The following is a 15,306-nucleotide window of genomic DNA, read 5'->3' as shown; positions in this document are numbered from 1 at the left end:
GGCTACCTCACGTGTTGCTTGATGGCGTCCCGCCACACCACATAGCCTTCGCCCATCAGGTGCAGGCCGTCGTTGGTGTAACGCTTGTCCAGCCGTCCATCGTGGTCGGCCAGCGCACCCCACACGTCAAGGTAGGTGACGCCCTTCTCGTCGCACAGGGCTTCGAGCAGTTTGTTCGTCGGCACGATCAGGTGGCTGTGCGCGTAGTGCCCCTTGTATTTCGAGAAAGCCTCGCCGTTAACGGGCAGGATGCTCTGTACGTAGATTTTGGTCCAGCGCGACTCGGCCTGGAAACGGTCAATCAGCCGGGCCACGTCGGCCACGATCTGTTCTGGCGAAGCGCCGCCGGCCAGGTCGTTGGTTCCGATCATCAGAAAGAGTTTCTTGGGATGTCCCGCGATAATCGGGTCGAGGCGGTCGAGCAGCCAGCCCGAGCGGTCGGCGCTGATGCCGCGGTTCTTGACGTGGCGGTTGTTGAACAACTCGGCCCACTCGCAGCCGTCGGTGATCGAATTTCCCAGGAACACGATGTCGCTCGAAAGCACCGGAAGGACTTCGAAAAGGCTGCGCCGCTGGAGGTTGTATTCACTCTGCGCAAAGGCCGCACCTGCGGCAAGCAATGCGGCGGCAAGAATCAGGATGCGTTTCATAATCGTCAGATTTTAAGTTCGCGTCGGTAGAGCTGCACGGTGTTTTCCAATCCGTAATAGAGAGCGTCGCAGATCAGCGCATGGCCGATCGACACCTCATCGGTCCACGGAATGCGGCCGACGAACCAGCGCAGGTTCTCCAGCGAGAGATCGTGACCGGCATTCAGCCCCAACCCCTGCCGGCGGGCCTCCTCGGCGGCGGCGACATACGGAGCCACGGCCTGTTCCGGGCCGTCGGAATACTCGCGCGCATAGGCTTCGGTATAGAGCTCCACGCGGTCAGCGCCGCATGCCTTCGCCCCGGCCACCATCTCCGGGACAGGGTCCACGAAGATCGAGACCCGGATGCCCTTTTCATGGAAACGCTCCGTGACGCCCGTCAGGAAATCACGGTTGGCGACGGTGTCCCATCCGGCGTTCGAGGTGATGGCGTCGTGCGCGTCGGGCACGAGGGTCACCTGCGCGGGAACCACCTCCAGCACCAGGTCGATGAACCCCGGAATGGGATTGCCCTCGATGTTGAGTTCGGTCGCAAGCACCCGTTTGAGGTTGCGCACGTCGTCATAGCGGATGTGGCGCGCATCGGGGCGCGGGTGAACCGTGATGCCGTCGGCGCCGAACCGTTCGATGTCCAGAGCCGTCCGGACCACGTCGGGCAGATTGCCGCCGCGCGAATTGCGCACCACGGCAATCTTATTGATATTAACACTTAACTTTGTCATAAATTTCGCTATATTTGCTGGCGATATGCCAAACCTCGGCGCATTGCCGGGCCGCAAAGGCCCCGGAGTCGCTCCGGCGTGGTAAAGTTACTTATTTTTTCGAAACTCCGCCGATGAAAATCATACTTTTTTCCCGTTCGCAGATCGCCCACACCCCCGAGGAGATACGTCAACTGATCGAGGCGATCGGGATGTTCGGCTTCGATTACGCCGTCAACGAGGAGTTCGCACCCCTGGTCGAGCAGGCCACGGATACGAAACTTCCGCCGGAAAAAGTCTACGGACGATACATAGGCAAACAGCCTGCCGAAACCGTCATGGTCTGCTACGGAGGCGACGGAACACTGCTCGAAGGGGTTCACCGCCTCTGCGGCGCACCGATTCCCGTCATGGGCATCAACGCCGGCCACCTGGGTTTTCTTACCAGCGCCCCGAGCGACGGGCTGAACCTCATTTTCCGGGAAATCGCCGACGGAAACATTTCGACCGAGCCGCGCTCGATGCTGCGCGTCACGGGCGAATTCGCCCGCCAGCCCGAATCGCAGCTGGCGCTCAACGAATTCACCGTCCAGCGCCACGGCGCAGGCATGATCTCGGTGGAGACCTATGTAGACCACCAGATGGTAGCCACCTACCACGGCGACGGGGTGATCGTTTCGACCCCCACCGGATCGACCGCCTACTCGCTCAGCGCCGGAGGCCCCGTCGTAGCCCCTACGTGCCAGTGCCTCATCATTTCGCCCCTCGCGCCCCACAACCTCACGATGCGCCCGGTAGTGGTTCCCGACACGAGTATCATCACGCTCAACGTACATGCCCGCCGGTCGGATGCGTTCGTTACGCTGGACAATCGGACCTACCCGATTTCACACGGCGCAACGTTCACCGTGGAACGCGCCGAACAGACGATTTTTTTGGCCGTATCGCACAATATATCATTTTACGACACGTTACGGAATAAGATGATGTGGGGAATCGACATCCGCAGTTAATCATTTATTGTATTTTTCCATAGTTAACAGAATTTTTCCCTATATTTGTGCCCTAATATGAGCGATCAGAAACGCATACCGCAACACGTCGCCATCATCATGGACGGCAACGGCCGCTGGGCCGAGTTGCGCGGCAAAGAGCGTTACGAAGGCCATGCGGCGGGTGTAGAACCCGTGCGGGCATCGTTGCGCGCTGCTGCGCGGTGGGGTGTGAAATACCTGACGCTTTATGCTTTTTCGACCGAAAACTGGGGCCGGCCCGCCGAAGAAGTCGACTCCCTGATGGAACTTTTCTGCCAAAGCGTCATCAACGAAACGCCCGAACTGATCCGCCAGGGCGTCGAGGTACGCATGATCGGCGACCGGAGCCGCTTTTCGGAGAAGGTGCAGAGCTACCTGGCACAGGCCGAGGAACGCACCGCGGGAGGGCGGACGCTGACGCTGATCCTGGCGCTCAACTACTCGTCGCGCAGCGAAATAACGCACGCCGTGCAGCAAATCGCGCGCCGCGTGGAGGCCGGAGAGATCGCCCCGTCGGAGATTTCCGAGGGTACGATCAGCAGCGCACTCGATACGGCCCCCTACCCGAACCCCGACCTGATCGTCCGCACCAGCGGCGAGCAGCGGCTGAGCAACTTCCTGCTGTGGCAGGCGTCCTATGCCGAACTTTGGTTTCCCGAAGTACTGTGGCCCGATTTCACGGAAGAGGAATTCGACCGCGCAATGGAGGAATACGCACGACGCGAACGCCGCTTCGGGCTGGTAAAATAAATGACCTTAGATTAGATTTAAATAGATGAATTATTCCGGTAAGATATTCACGGCAGCAGCGGCCCTTGTGCTATGCTGCTCGAATATATTCGCCCAGGAGCAGAATCCGCAGGATACGACGGCGGCTCCGAAGCCTGCGATTTCAGAAGATGCCCCGATGTTCAAGAACGAGGGTGCACCCAGGCTCTACTACATCCGCAACGTCGGTGTCCACGGCGTGCAATACCTCAACCCCGACATTCTCAAGTCGTCGGCCGGACTGATCGAAGGCGATTCGGTCTACCTGCCGAGCAACTTCATCTCCAACGCCATTTCGCGGCTCTGGAGCCAGCGGTTCTTTTCGGACGTGAAGATCGGCGCCGAGATCGAGGGCGACAGCCTCGACCTGGAGGTATTCCTCAAGGAGCGTCCCCGCGTCTACAACTGGGAGTTCGAGGGCATCTCGAAGGGCAAGAAGAAAGACCTGCTGGAGAAACTCAAGCTCAAGCGGGGCAGCGAACTTTCGGACTATGTCATCGACAAGAACAAAAAACTCATCCATAACTACTGGGCAGAAAAGGGCTTCCGCAACACGGAGGTGGACGTGCGCATCGACAACGATACGCTGCGTCCGGGACAGGCCGTAACGGTTACCTTCCTGATCGACCGCAAGGACAAGGTGAAGATCGGCAAGATCAACTTTATCGGCAACGAGCAGTTCAAGGACAAGCGGCTGCGCCGCACGTTCAAAAAGACCCACCAGAAGTCGATCAACTTCTTCAAGGGTACGAAACTCAACGAGAACGACTACGAAACCGACAAGGAGTTGCTGATCGACTTCTACAACTCGCGCGGTTACCGTAACGCCACGATCGTGCGCGACTCGATCTACCCGATCAACGAAAAACGCCTGGGGATCGACCTCGAAGTGTCGGAAGGCAACAAATACTACATCCGCAACGTGTCGTGGGTAGGCAACTCGGTCTACCAGACCGAGGACCTGCAACGGATGTTCGGCGTCAGCAAAGGCGACATCTACGATAAAAAGACGATGCATAAACAGTTGGGTATCGGCAAGGAGACCGACCCCGAGGCTTCGTCCGTGTCGTCGCTCTACCAGAACGAAGGCTACCTGATGTCGCAGATCGAACCCGCGGAGACGATCATCGCCCCCGACTCGATCGACATCGAAGTCAAAGTCTTCGAGGGTAAACAGTTCACCATCAACGAAGTCGGCATCACGGGCAACCAGCGCGTCGACGACGAAGTGATCCGCCGCGAGCTGGATACCCGCCCGGGCGAACTCTACAACCGTGCACTGCTGATGCGTACCATCCGCCTGCTGGGTTCGATGGGACACTTCAACCCCGAGGCGATCATGCCCGACATCAAACCCGTTTCGAACGAACTGGTAAACGTCAACTGGCCCCTCGAGGAGCAGGCTTCTGACCAGTTCAACATCGCCGGCGGCTGGGGCTCGGGAACCTTCGTGGGTTCGGTGGGCATCACGCTGAACAACCTTTCGATCAAGAACACCTTCAAAAAGGGCGCATGGCGCCCCTACCCGATGGGCCAGAACCAGCGGCTCTCACTCTCGGCGCAGACCAACGGTACTTACTACAAGGCCTTCGCCTTCAGTTTCACCGACCCCTGGATGGGCGGTAAGAAACCCAACTCGTTCACCCTCTCGGCACACTTCTCGGAGCAGAACAACGCCTACTACGTATGGCAGACCTCGACGCAGTATTTCCGGACCTACGGCGTCGCAGCCGGCCTGGGCAAGCGTCTGAACTGGCCCGACCCCTACTTCACATTCTACGCCGAAGCCAGCTACGAACGCTACGCACTGAAAAACTGGTCGTCGTTCGTGATGACGAACGGTGCAGCCAACCTGGCATCGCTCAAACTGGTGTTCGCCCGTAGTTCGGTCGACCAGCCGATCTACCCGCGCCGCGGTTCGGAATTCAGCGCCTCGGTGCAGGCCACGCTCCCCTACTCGCTCTGGGACGGCAAGGATTACAAGAAACTGGAGCAGATCGCCAACAGTTCCAATTCGACGACCGCCGAGGCCGACCGGGCCAACCAGGAGCGTTACCGCTGGGTCGAATTCCATAAATGGGCGTTCAAGGCACAATGGTTCCAGTCCTTCCTGAGGAACTCGAACCTCGTGCTGATGCTCAAGGCTGAAATGGGCTACCTGGGCGCCTACAACAAGTATAAGGTTTCGCCTTTCGAGCGTTACGAGGTCGGCGGCGACGGTATGTCGGGATATAATATTTACGGTATCGACATCATCTCGATGCGCGGTTACGAGGACGGAGCGCTCGATCCTTCGAACAACTACTCGCGCGGCTACAACAAATACACCGCCGAGCTGCGTTACCCGATCATCCTCAAACCCTCGTCGCAGATTTACGTGCTCGGATTCCTCGAAGGCGGTAATGCGTTCGACTCGTGGAAAAAGTTCTCGCCCTTCAAGATCAAGCGTTCGGCCGGCTTCGGCGTCCGCCTCTATCTTCCCGTGGTGGGTATGCTCGGCATCGACTGGGGTTACGGATTCGACGCTCCGGCCAACTCCTCGACCAAGAGCGGCAGCCAGTTCCACTTTGTGCTCGGACAACAATTCTAAGCCAAACCCCGGATTGCACGTCACCAGCGACAGCCCGGTTGGAATTCCCTTCGCCTGAAGGAACGTAAATTAAGGCGGCGATGGCAATATATTTGAAAGAAAAGAGTTATATTTATAGCAAAAATCCGGGAAACCGGAAGGAATATTAACTTTAAAACAAAGGATTATGAAACGGCTGATTTTAATTGCGGCATTCGTTCTGACGGCAGGAACCCTCGCAGCACAGAACTACATAATCGTCAACAGCGAGAAAGTTTTCAAATCGATCGACGCCTACAATACGGCGATTTCCGACCTGGACAAACTCGCCAAGCAGTACCAGGATCAGGTAGACGCCAAGTTTGCCGAAGTCGAAGCACTCTACAACAATTACGTAAACCAGAAAACCACGCTTTCGTCGGCAGCGCGCCAGGTGCGTGAGAATGCCATCCTGACTAAGGAAAAAGAGGCTCAAGAGTATCAGGAAAGCCTGTTCGGACAGGACGGAACCCTGATGAAAAAGCGGATCGAGATGATCAGCCCGATCCAGAAGAAGGTCTTCGCCGCGATCGAGGCCTATGCCAAGCAGGCGGGAGCCGACCTGGTTCTCGACTCGGCGAACAACCCCACGCTGCTCTACACCAATCCTTCGGTGGAGCGGACGCAGCAGGTGATCGACGCACTCAAGAAATAAGCGACATCAAAACATTAACTGATAAAACTGTATGAAAAAAGCAATTAAACTAACCCTTGCGGTTGTGCTGGTGATGGGCTCCACGTCGCTCTTCGCTCAGAAATTCGGACGCATCAATACCCAGGAGATCATCATGGCGATGCCCGAGACTAAAACGATGCAGGAGAACATGGACACCTTCGCCAAGGAGTTGTCGGACAACATCGAGACGATGAACGTCGAGTTCAACACCAAACTGCAGGATTTCCAAAAGAATTTCAACACTTACAGCGACGCAATCAAGGAGATGAAGCAGAAGGAACTGGAGGATATGCAGAACCGCACCCGTGAGTTCCAGGAGCGTGCACAGCAAGACTACCAGAAGAAGCAGAACGAACTGCTCGCCCCGATCATCGACAAAGCAAAAGGCGCAATCGACAAAGTATCGGCAGCCGGTGGATTCACCGTTGTATTCGACACTTCGACGGGTTCGCTGGCGTACTTCGACGAAGCTACGCTGACCGACGTTGCACCCGCTGTGAAGAAGGAGCTGGGCATCACCGACGCTCCCGCAGCAGCACCTGCCGCCAAATAATCAAGCCATCTCGCGGAATCTTTCCGCAGAGCGATAAAAACGCCGACTCGAATGAGTCGGCGTTTTTATTTAGAGGTGTTCCAGGTCGAAATGGAGGTTGTACTGTTCAAAAAGTCGCATAATCGAACTTATTGAATATTTCATTACAGATTATTATTACATTTGTCCAAATTCAAGAATAAAATGAACAAGACACCCCAGGAAATGCCCATATCCAACTTCACCCTGAACGAACTGGTCACGATGGCCGGAGGCGAAAGTCGCCCGGGGGTAATGGGCGAATGTATCGCAGCCAACAGCGAATCGGAAATGCAGGCCTTCCGGTTCCCGAGCCGTATCGACGCCTTTGTCATCGGCGTGGGTACGCAGGGCGAAAACACCGGAACACTCAATCTCCAGGAATACCGCCTCAAAAAGGATTCGCTGTTTCTCTTCGGGCCCAAAAACATCCTGCAGATACAATCCAACAACCAGTTTCGGGCCCACGTCATCGTGATCTCACCGGAGTTGCTGGGGCGTATCAATATCGACACCAAACGCATGATGCCGCTCTTCCTGCAATTCGCAATGCATCCCTGCCTGGAACTCACCCCCACGGAAAGCCACGCACTCCGCAGTTTCATCGCGATGGTCGAGCAGGAACTCCGAAATCCGGAGACGGATTTTTCGCAGGATATTATCGGCGGACTGATTGCCGCGACAATCTACAAAGTAGGCGACATCCTGAACCATTACCTTGCCGAACACCCCGAGGTAGACAACCCGGTGCACAATCGTGCGGAGGAGTATTTCAAGCAGTTCACCCAGTTACTCGGCGAACACTATATCCACGAGCGCAGCGTGGGATTCTATGCCCGGCAGTTGTGCATCACGCCCAAATACCTCACCACGCTGATCAAACGCATCAGCGGCAAATCGGTGTCAGAATGGATCGACAGCTACGTGGTTCTCGAAGCCAAGACACTGCTCAAATATTCGAACATGAGCGTACAGGAGATCGCCTATTACCTGAATTTTCCCAACCAATCGTTCTTCGGGAGCTACTTCAAACGCAATACCGGCATGTCGCCGTCGCAGTACAAGGCAAAGCAATAAATGTATTTCCCGTTCGTGGTAAAAGAAGAAAGCCCGAAACGGGCCCTGAAAAATTAAAACGGGTAGCCGACGCCGAAATTGAGGGCCGTATTCTTCCACCTGAAATCGTGAATCCACCGTTCGCCCACGGGGTTGTTGGGGTTGTGCAACTGAATACCCCAGTCGAGGCGCAGCACGGCGAATTTGATATCGAAACGCAGGCCGAGACCCGTATTGAATCCCAACTGTTTGTAGAAACTGTCGAAATGGAAAACCGAATCTTCGGACTCCCCCGAATAGCGCCGGATATACCAGATATTGCCCAGGTCGAAGAAGGTCGCACCGTGAATCATTCCCCAGATCGGGAAACGCAGTTCGAGGTTGGCTTCCAGTTTCATGTCGCCCGTCTGGACCGGGAAGTCGTTGTGGGGATTGGCCACCGACCCCTGCCCCAAGGTTCGGGGCGTCCAGCCGCGCATGCCGTTGCTGCCGCCGCAGTAGAACTGACGGTCGAAAGGCACGGACGTTGAGTTTCCGTAAGCCATCGCCACACCGCCGTAGAGCCGTCCCACCAGCGCCGAGACATCGCCGAGCATGATTTTACGGCTCAGGCTGAGGTCGGTACGGAAATACTGCGAATACTGGATGCCGAAAATCGTATAGTAATCCTTATTGCGGGCCGGAGAGAAAAACAGATGCTCGACGGCATCGATCAGGTTGCCCGCAGTCTCGGCGTTGAAGCGGATGTTCGTGGCGTTCCCGCCGAGGTTCTTGCGCTGGTTGTTGTAACCGTAACCGAACGAAAGGCCGCCGATGAACTGGGTTTTAAAACTGTTTATCAGGTACTTGTTGGAGGTCTCGCCCAAAAACTCCGGATCGACCGGCCGCGTCATGTCGATCACATTGATGTCGACCGGCCGCAGCGAGAACGTCGAATAGCGGTTGTTGGTCCACATGTAGGTGATGCCGGCACTCGAAAGCGTACGGGCGTAATAAGGCCTATCCTGGAAATTGACGGACAGTTCGATTTTCGTTTTCGGCTGGTTCACCGTACGGAACCGCCCCGTACGCCAGGGCACGAGGAAACGCGGGAAGGTCAGTCCGGTCGTGACGCCGAACTCCGTGGCCCGCTTGCGTTTGGCGTCGGGCGCTTTCATGAACTCGTAACCCGCCGTGAAGGAGACATCGAACGATTCGGCGCCGCGGAAGATGTTGCGGTTCTGGTAGCCGACGGTGGCCTTCAGACCGTAGAAACTCGACGTAGTGCTTCCTTCGAGGTCGACCTTGACGCTCTGTTTGAGCGTCGGGGTACAGAGGATATTGCATGTCAGGTAGCCTTCTCGGGTATAGAGCGTCTGTGTCGAATCGGCCGAAGCGCCGATGAAGGAGACGATATTGGTGACATCGGTCGTCTGGGGTTGCTCCTCGAAGGCGATTTTGGCGCTCTTGAAATAGCCCAGCGCCATCAGGTCGGAGTAAGCGCGGTTGACCTGCGCCGAGTTGTAGACGTAGTTGGGATAGAGCGGCACGGCCTGCCGGAGCACCGAGGGACGCAGGTTGGGCCGTTTTTCGTAGATGATGTTCAGACCGCGGTAGTAGACCGTATCGAGCCGTGAAAGCAGCGTCGTATCGGTCCGGGCGACCGTAGGGTCGTAATTGGCGAAGATATTGATCCGGTCGATACGGTAGACCATGTTGTTATCCATGACGGCCTGTCCGCGTTCGTTGTAGCCCGTAAGATATTGTTTGACGACCAGCCGCAGATCGATCAGCCGCTCCTGCTCGAACATCCGGGCGCTGTAATAGATGTTGTTGACCGAGAAGTTGTAGTATCCCCGCTCCTTGAGGTAAGCGGTGATACGTTCCCGCTCGGCATCGAGCACCGACACATCGTAAATGTCGCCCGTGTGCAACAGCGTATGTACGGTATCGGGCAGCACGATCTGTTCGAGGAACTTGTCCTGGAATTCGTAGGAAATCGAGTCGATGCGGTAGGGTTCGCCCTGTTGCGTCCGGAATGTGACCGTCGCCCGCTTGCGGCGCGAAGTGGTGTCGACCTGGTAGGTCGCCTGCGAGGAGAAGAATCCCTTCGAGTCCATGTAGACCTTCAGGTTTTCGGCGCTCTTCTCGGTCAGCCCCATGTCCAGCGTCACGGGCGCCTGCCCGATCTTGCGCTTCCAGTTGTTCCAGCGGTTATCCTTTGCAGGGTTGGCCTGCTCGTAGAGCCAGACATAGAAATTCGTCCCGAGGAAACGTTTGTTGGGCGTTTGCCGCACGTACTTCTCCATGTCGTAAGCCGTGATGCGCTCCTTGCGGGGCGTGGACTTGTCGTCCTCGATCTTTACCTTTTGCAGGAAATATTGCCCTTCGGGGATGTGGCGCGTGACGCTGCAAGCCGAGCAGAGGAGGCCCAGCAGCACGGCGGCGAATATGCGATACCATCCCTGCACCCCGTCAGTTGTTGAAGAATCCCTTCTCTTTCAGCAGCGCGAAATACGACTGCGAAATAGCGAGGTTGTCCTTACGCACGTAACGGCGCTCGGTGAAGACCTTCGCCAGGTTCGGCAGGTCGTTCTCGGCAAGCAGGCGTTTCGTGAGTTCCGACTCTTCGCGCTCAGCCCACAGTTCGTCGATTTCGGCAGCCGTATAATCGGTGTATTTCTCGTAGTGGACCACAGCCTCCAGCGGCAGGCGGTCGGTCAGCTCGGGCGACTCGTCGGGGTAACCCATGACGACGGTGGTGAGCGGAATGACACCCTTCGGAAGTTCCAGTATCCGCGAAATGTCGCCCGCCGTGTAGATCGTCGTTCCCAGGATGCAGATACCCAGTCCGTGCATTTCGGCCTCGACGCAGAGGTTCTGCGCCGCCAGCAGGGCGTCGGCCGAAGCGTTGAGGAACCATGCGAAATTGTCGTAGGCCGGATCGGCGTCGCGCTGCTCGCACCACATCGTGAAGCGGTGCACATCGGCGCAGACAGTCACCACGCAGGGCGCCTGGCGGACCATCGGCTGGTTGAAATGGCATGGCGAGAGTTTCTCGCGCAACGCCTCATCGCGGGTCACCACCAGCGAATAGAGCTGCATGTTGCCGCACGTCGAGGCGCGCGAAGCAGCTTCGAGGCATTCATGCAACACCTCTTCGGGAATGGGCGTCGGGCGGAATTTACGTATCGAACGATGCTTGAAAAGCACACTTTTCATAAAGGAATATTTTTGAATCCTGTTGTAAAAATAACACAACCGCCTGCCGTTGCGAACTTTGGCGGATATTTTGTCACAAAATTAGCAAAACTTTTAGAAGTTTTACTATTTTTGCCAAGGATATACCACCTATCTCCCGGATAGGACAACACGACCTTTACCGATAAAAAGTGCAGACGGCATTTGCAAAATACGAGGGTGCAGGCAACGACTTCATCCTGATCGACAACCGCGAAGGCGGCTTCACGCCCCGTGCGGAACTGATCGCAGCCCTGTGCGACCGTCATTTCGGCATCGGGGCCGACGGACTGATGACCCTTGCGCGCAGCGCAGAGATCGACTGCTCGATGCGCTACTACAACGCCGACGGATCGGAAGGCGAGATGTGCGGCAACGGGGCGCGTTGTTTCGCGCTGTTCGCCGAACACCGGGGCATCGGCGGAGAAACCAAATTCTTCGACGCCGCAGACGGGCTTCACACGGCCCGTATCTGCCGCGTTAAAGGCATGTCGGGCGAGATCGAACTGGGCATGATCGCCGTACGGGAAATCCGCACGGGCGACGGCTGGTGGTTCCTCAACACGGGCGTTCCGCATTATGTGGAATTTGTCGACGACCTCGAAGCGACCGACGTAATCGGCCGCGGGCGGGCCATCCGCCACGATACGGCACGCTTCCCGCAGGGTACGAACGTCAATTTCGTACAGGTTGCGGGCGACGGCGCGATCCGCATGCGCACCTACGAACGCGGTGTAGAGAACGAGACCCTTGCCTGCGGCACGGGAGCCACTGCGGCAGCCATCGTAACTGCCTTCGCTCACCAGCCGCTGACGACCGATTTCCGGATTACCGTACCCGGAGGAGCGCTTGCGGTACGGTTTTCGCATGAGCAGGGAACACAAACCTATACGGACATACGCCTGACAGGACCGGCACGCCGCGTTTTCGAAGGGATGTTCGACAGCGAAAATTTCTAAAATCAACCTTTTATTTCCCCATGAAAACACAAAAGGGAATTCGCGAACACGACGCGGACGAACTTCGGAAAGCCAAACGCCTCGACCCGATCCGCAAAAGCGGCAAGGAGCGCCACTCGCTGTACAGCAGCATCGACGAGGAGGACGAAGAGGAACCGATATTCCCCCTCAAACGCGAATCCGTTCTCGATTACCTCGACGAGGAGGAGGAATAAATTCAGTTTCAATGATCGAAAAATTTATCATGGCGGGCCCCACCGCCCTGCACATCTGTGACTCCCAGAAAGGGGACAAGTGCGTAGTGCTCCTGCACGGATACCTCGAATCGATGCTCGTCTGGGAGGATTTCGTACCCTATCTCTACAAAGAGGTCCGCGTGGTAACGCTCGACCTGCCCGGTCACGGCATTTCGGTCGTGGAGGGCGAGGAGCATTCGATGGAGTTCCTGGCCGACACGGTGGCCGACGCCCTGCGGGCACTGGGAATCGCACGCTGCACGCTCGTGGGACACTCGATGGGCGGTTATGTGGCTCTGGCTTTCTGCGAACGCCATCCCGAGATGCTCGACGGCGTGGTGCTGCTCAGTTCGACACCCAATGCCGACACCCCGGAAAAGGCCGAAAACCGCCGCCGCGAAATCGCGCTCGTGAAGGCGGGGAAGAAAGATACGCTGGCTCGTGTGGCTCCCGAAGCAGGATTTGCCGAGGACAACCGTGCCCGCATGAAAGATTACATCGAAGACCTCGTCGAACAGGTTGCCGTCACCGAAGACGAAGGCATCGTAGCCCTGCTCAACGGCATGATCGCCCGCAAGGACCGGAACGAGATGCTGCGCGCCTCGAAGGTTCCCCAACTCTTCATCCTCGGACGCAAGGACGGCTATATCCCGGTCGAGGCGGCCGAGAAGATGGTAAAAGAGCACCCGCAGGCCCGAGTCGTATGGCTCGAACATGCGGGGCACATGGGATTTCTGGAGGAGCCGGAGACGGCCGCCCGGGCAATCCTCGGTTTCGTGAACGGCGAATAACGCAATCCGCTATTCGATATAGACGTTGAAGTTCTTCGGACGTTTCATCGTTTCGGTATACACCCTGCCGAAACGGTCCGTTACGGTGATATGGAGCGTCGACGACGGGTCCGATGCCTGTACGCTGAACAGGTGTCCCATCTTGTTGGCCGTGAACGAGGGCCTGCTGCCCTTGTTCAGGCGCGGAATCACATACGTGATCAGGTGCAGGGGATCGTATTCCCAGAGCCGCTTCACGGCAAGGCTGCCGCGCCCCTCTTCGACCACTTCGATCTTCCACTCCGGATCCCAGTTCCAGCAGTTGATATACACGCAGTTATCACTGCGCAGCCTGTTGAAAGACTGCCCGTAGGCCTGCTGCGAAAACCAGTCGCGGATCGTAACGGGAGTGCCGTCGACCGTGATGGTCCGGTCGTCCAGATAGGTTTCGGGATCGAGCCAAAGCTTATTCATGTCGTAGGTGCGGAACTGCACGTCCCGGCTGATTCCCGTCCCCTTGTAATACCACGTCAGGTCACGGTCCTCCAACTCGTAGACCGCATATCCGCCCGGCGTACCGTCTTTGCAGATATGACGGCCCGAATAGCCATCCGACCACCACCAGCAGGCGCAGACTGCGCCCGTATTGTGGTCCATGACAGCATCCGTAAGCTGGCAGTTACGGTTGTCGTGGCTGTGTCCCGTGAGCACGTGAACCTCCGAAAACCCTTCGAAACAGGCCAGCAGCTCCCGCGCATGCGCTTCGTCGTAAAATGTATTGCCGAACGAGGCGTTGGGATAAGCCAGCGGCGCGTGCATCATGATGAACAGCGGAGCGGCCTTGTCTTCGACGAGCGCCAAATCCTTTTTCAGCCACGCGATCTGGTCCTCGGAAACGTAATTATGATAGCTCTTGTCCCCGATCGTTCCCACAGCCCCGCCGTTGTTGACGTAGACGATATCGTCGAGGCAGACGAAATGGGACTTTCCGATGTTGAACGAATAATAGGCCGGCATCACCAGGTCGCGCCATTGCCGCGTGGCGGCCAGGTCCTCGGTGTAATAGGGATCGTGGTCGTGGTTGCCGATGCAATGGAAGGCGACCGTATTGAGATCCTTCATCTCGGTGATGAAATCGCTGAGCGTAAAGTAATTCTTATACCAGTACTCGTCCCACGCCAGATCACCCATCGTCAATACATAGACCGGACGCTGTTCGGTCAGGATTAAGCGGTTGACATCGTTGACAAAATCGCGGAACTGTTCCAGGTCGTTGTTGCGGCGCGCCAGGTGGTAGTCGGTGGAGGCGATCAGTACGCAGCGGTCGTTATTCACGGGCCGAAGCGTGAAATCGAACTGCTCGACCGAAAGGTTCGTCGCCATGAACCGGCGCGAAATCTGCGGAATGTTCATCACCGTTTCGGGCATATACCCCGAAGGCAGCGAAATGAACACCCTGCCCAGCGATTTGTCCGAATAGAAATAGTAACGCCCCTCTTCGTCGGTAGTCACGATTTCGACGCCGTCGGAAACCGCCACACCGGACAGCGGATTCCCGTTCTTGTCGCGCACAACACCTTTCACATTCATTCCGGCAATGTCAGGCAGTTCCTCCTGCACGTCCACATTGCGAATACGGACACTCAACTGTCCGAGCCGCTGTTCCTGCTCGGCCCGCCGCACGACGGCGGCATAGGTTCCGTCGGGCAGGCCCTGCGGGATTGTCACCACGGCTTTGTCGGCAGCAGCCTCCATCGGCAGGAAATAGGCTTTCTTCGTACTGCCGCCTTCGACGACCAGTTGAAAAACATCCTTATCGCCGAAGCCCTGCCCACGGACTTCGAAAGTCTCGCCCACGGCTGCCACGACCTCGTCGGCGGGCAACTGGACGCCTGTAATCCAAACGGTTTCGGCCGCAGGAGGCCGGATTTCGCGGGTATTGTCCCGCTCACAGGCGACACTGGCCAGCAAAACGGACAGGATCGCAAAGAGGGCTATTTTCCGGGAAAAGAACGAACTGAAATTTTCGACGCGTTTCATAATGTGCATTTTTCGTTG

14 protein-coding genes are annotated in these 15,306 nt (G+C 56.9%); 9 read left to right on the top strand and 5 right to left on the bottom strand.

All coding sequences use genetic code 11. From position 1 onward, the window contains the following. Positions 1-2: 2 nt before the first annotated feature. Positions 3-650 (bottom strand): GDSL-type esterase/lipase family protein, encoded by a 648-nt coding sequence (locus I2E69_RS12205; protein ID WP_195461511.1) that lies wholly within the window; start codon positions 648-650, stop codon positions 3-5. Between the two features lie 5 nt (positions 651-655). Next, positions 656-1,372: a pyridoxine 5'-phosphate synthase gene (locus I2E69_RS12200; RefSeq protein WP_195461510.1), complete on the bottom strand. Its 717-nt coding sequence runs from the start codon at positions 1,370-1,372 to the stop codon at positions 656-658. A 113-nt stretch (positions 1,373-1,485) separates the two neighbouring features. Here I2E69_RS12200 and I2E69_RS12195 point away from each other — a divergent pair, with 113 nt between their 5' ends. The 6 genes from I2E69_RS12195 to I2E69_RS12170 all read left to right on the top strand — a co-directional run bounded on the left by I2E69_RS12195 (position 1,486) and on the right by I2E69_RS12170 (position 8,085). Further along, a complete protein-coding gene (locus tag I2E69_RS12195) occupies positions 1,486-2,364 on the top strand; it encodes an NAD(+)/NADH kinase (protein ID WP_195461509.1) in 879 nt (292 codons plus the stop codon). Between the two features lie 57 nt (positions 2,365-2,421). Next, entirely contained in the window at positions 2,422-3,135 is a 714-nt protein-coding gene (locus tag I2E69_RS12190) for an isoprenyl transferase (protein ID WP_195461508.1), read from the top strand. A 25-nt stretch (positions 3,136-3,160) separates the two neighbouring features. Next, a complete protein-coding gene (locus I2E69_RS12185; RefSeq protein ID WP_195461507.1) occupies positions 3,161-5,743 on the top strand; it encodes an outer membrane protein assembly factor in 2,583 nt (860 codons plus the stop codon). Between the two features lie 166 nt (positions 5,744-5,909). Further along, positions 5,910-6,416 (top strand): OmpH family outer membrane protein, encoded by a 507-nt coding sequence (locus I2E69_RS12180; RefSeq protein WP_195461506.1) that lies wholly within the window; start codon positions 5,910-5,912, stop codon positions 6,414-6,416. A gap of 31 nt (positions 6,417-6,447) precedes the next feature. After that, positions 6,448-6,990 (top strand): OmpH family outer membrane protein, encoded by a 543-nt coding sequence (locus I2E69_RS12175; protein ID WP_195461505.1) that lies wholly within the window; start codon positions 6,448-6,450, stop codon positions 6,988-6,990. 183 nt (positions 6,991-7,173) lie between these two features. Then, the gene (locus I2E69_RS12170) at positions 7,174-8,085 is read left to right on the top strand and encodes a helix-turn-helix domain-containing protein (protein ID WP_195461504.1); all 912 of its coding nucleotides are present in this window, start codon (positions 7,174-7,176) and stop codon (positions 8,083-8,085) included. Positions 8,086-8,138: 53 nt separating this feature from the next. On the opposite strand, the gene I2E69_RS12165 is transcribed toward I2E69_RS12170, so the two are convergent. Both I2E69_RS12165 and I2E69_RS12160 read right to left on the bottom strand, forming a co-directional pair. Next, positions 8,139-10,514: a BamA/TamA family outer membrane protein gene (locus I2E69_RS12165; RefSeq protein ID WP_195461503.1), complete on the bottom strand. Its 2,376-nt coding sequence runs from the start codon at positions 10,512-10,514 to the stop codon at positions 8,139-8,141. 4 nt (positions 10,515-10,518) lie between these two features. Next, positions 10,519-11,265, bottom strand: coding sequence for a nitroreductase family protein (locus I2E69_RS12160; RefSeq protein WP_195461502.1), 747 nt, complete (start codon positions 11,263-11,265; stop codon positions 10,519-10,521). Between the two features lie 170 nt (positions 11,266-11,435). Between I2E69_RS12160 and dapF the strand changes: the two genes are divergently transcribed. Genes dapF through I2E69_RS12145 form a run of 3 tightly spaced genes read left to right on the top strand, consistent with a single transcriptional unit; the run spans position 11,436 to position 13,269 of the window. Continuing rightward, positions 11,436-12,242, top strand: a complete 807-nt coding sequence (gene dapF, locus I2E69_RS12155; RefSeq protein ID WP_195461501.1) for a diaminopimelate epimerase — start codon at positions 11,436-11,438, stop codon at positions 12,240-12,242. Between the two features lie 20 nt (positions 12,243-12,262). After that, entirely contained in the window at positions 12,263-12,457 is a 195-nt protein-coding gene (locus I2E69_RS12150; RefSeq protein ID WP_195461500.1) for a hypothetical protein, read from the top strand. A gap of 11 nt (positions 12,458-12,468) precedes the next feature. Further along, the gene (locus tag I2E69_RS12145; protein WP_195461499.1) at positions 12,469-13,269 is read left to right on the top strand and encodes an alpha/beta fold hydrolase; all 801 of its coding nucleotides are present in this window, start codon (positions 12,469-12,471) and stop codon (positions 13,267-13,269) included. Positions 13,270-13,278: 9 nt separating this feature from the next. Here the strand turns inward: I2E69_RS12145 and I2E69_RS12140 are convergent, their stop codons facing one another. Then, on the bottom strand, positions 13,279-15,288 hold the full coding sequence (locus I2E69_RS12140) for a calcineurin-like phosphoesterase C-terminal domain-containing protein (protein WP_195461498.1): 2,010 nt from the start codon (positions 15,286-15,288) through the stop codon (positions 13,279-13,281). Positions 15,289-15,306: the final 18 nt, after the last annotated feature.

It is taken from the genome of Alistipes sp. D31t1_170403_E11 (assembly GCF_015553985.1).
Classification (GTDB): Bacteria; Bacteroidota; Bacteroidia; order Bacteroidales; family Rikenellaceae; genus Alistipes; species Alistipes montrealensis.
This window is presented reverse-complemented; position numbering and strand designations above follow the sequence as displayed.

Excerpts from the sequence above, each read along its gene's own strand:
- I2E69_RS12205 (WP_195461511.1), bottom strand. The coding sequence starts at position 650 with ATGAAACGCATCCTGATTCTTGCCGCCGCATTGCTTGCCGCAGGTGCG.
- I2E69_RS12200 (WP_195461510.1), bottom strand. The coding sequence starts at position 1,372 with ATGACAAAGTTAAGTGTTAATATCAATAAGATTGCCGTGGTGCGCAAT.
- I2E69_RS12195 (WP_195461509.1), top strand. The coding sequence starts at position 1,486 with ATGAAAATCATACTTTTTTCCCGTTCGCAGATCGCCCACACCCCCGAG.
- I2E69_RS12190 (WP_195461508.1), top strand. The coding sequence starts at position 2,422 with ATGAGCGATCAGAAACGCATACCGCAACACGTCGCCATCATCATGGAC.
- I2E69_RS12185 (WP_195461507.1), top strand. The coding sequence starts at position 3,161 with ATGAATTATTCCGGTAAGATATTCACGGCAGCAGCGGCCCTTGTGCTA.
- I2E69_RS12180 (WP_195461506.1), top strand. The coding sequence starts at position 5,910 with ATGAAACGGCTGATTTTAATTGCGGCATTCGTTCTGACGGCAGGAACC.
- I2E69_RS12175 (WP_195461505.1), top strand. The coding sequence starts at position 6,448 with ATGAAAAAAGCAATTAAACTAACCCTTGCGGTTGTGCTGGTGATGGGC.
- I2E69_RS12170 (WP_195461504.1), top strand. The coding sequence starts at position 7,174 with ATGAACAAGACACCCCAGGAAATGCCCATATCCAACTTCACCCTGAAC.
- I2E69_RS12160 (WP_195461502.1), bottom strand. The coding sequence starts at position 11,265 with ATGAAAAGTGTGCTTTTCAAGCATCGTTCGATACGTAAATTCCGCCCG.
- I2E69_RS12150 (WP_195461500.1), top strand. The coding sequence starts at position 12,263 with ATGAAAACACAAAAGGGAATTCGCGAACACGACGCGGACGAACTTCGG.
- I2E69_RS12145 (WP_195461499.1), top strand. The coding sequence starts at position 12,469 with ATGATCGAAAAATTTATCATGGCGGGCCCCACCGCCCTGCACATCTGT.
- I2E69_RS12140 (WP_195461498.1), bottom strand. The coding sequence starts at position 15,288 with ATGAAACGCGTCGAAAATTTCAGTTCGTTCTTTTCCCGGAAAATAGCC.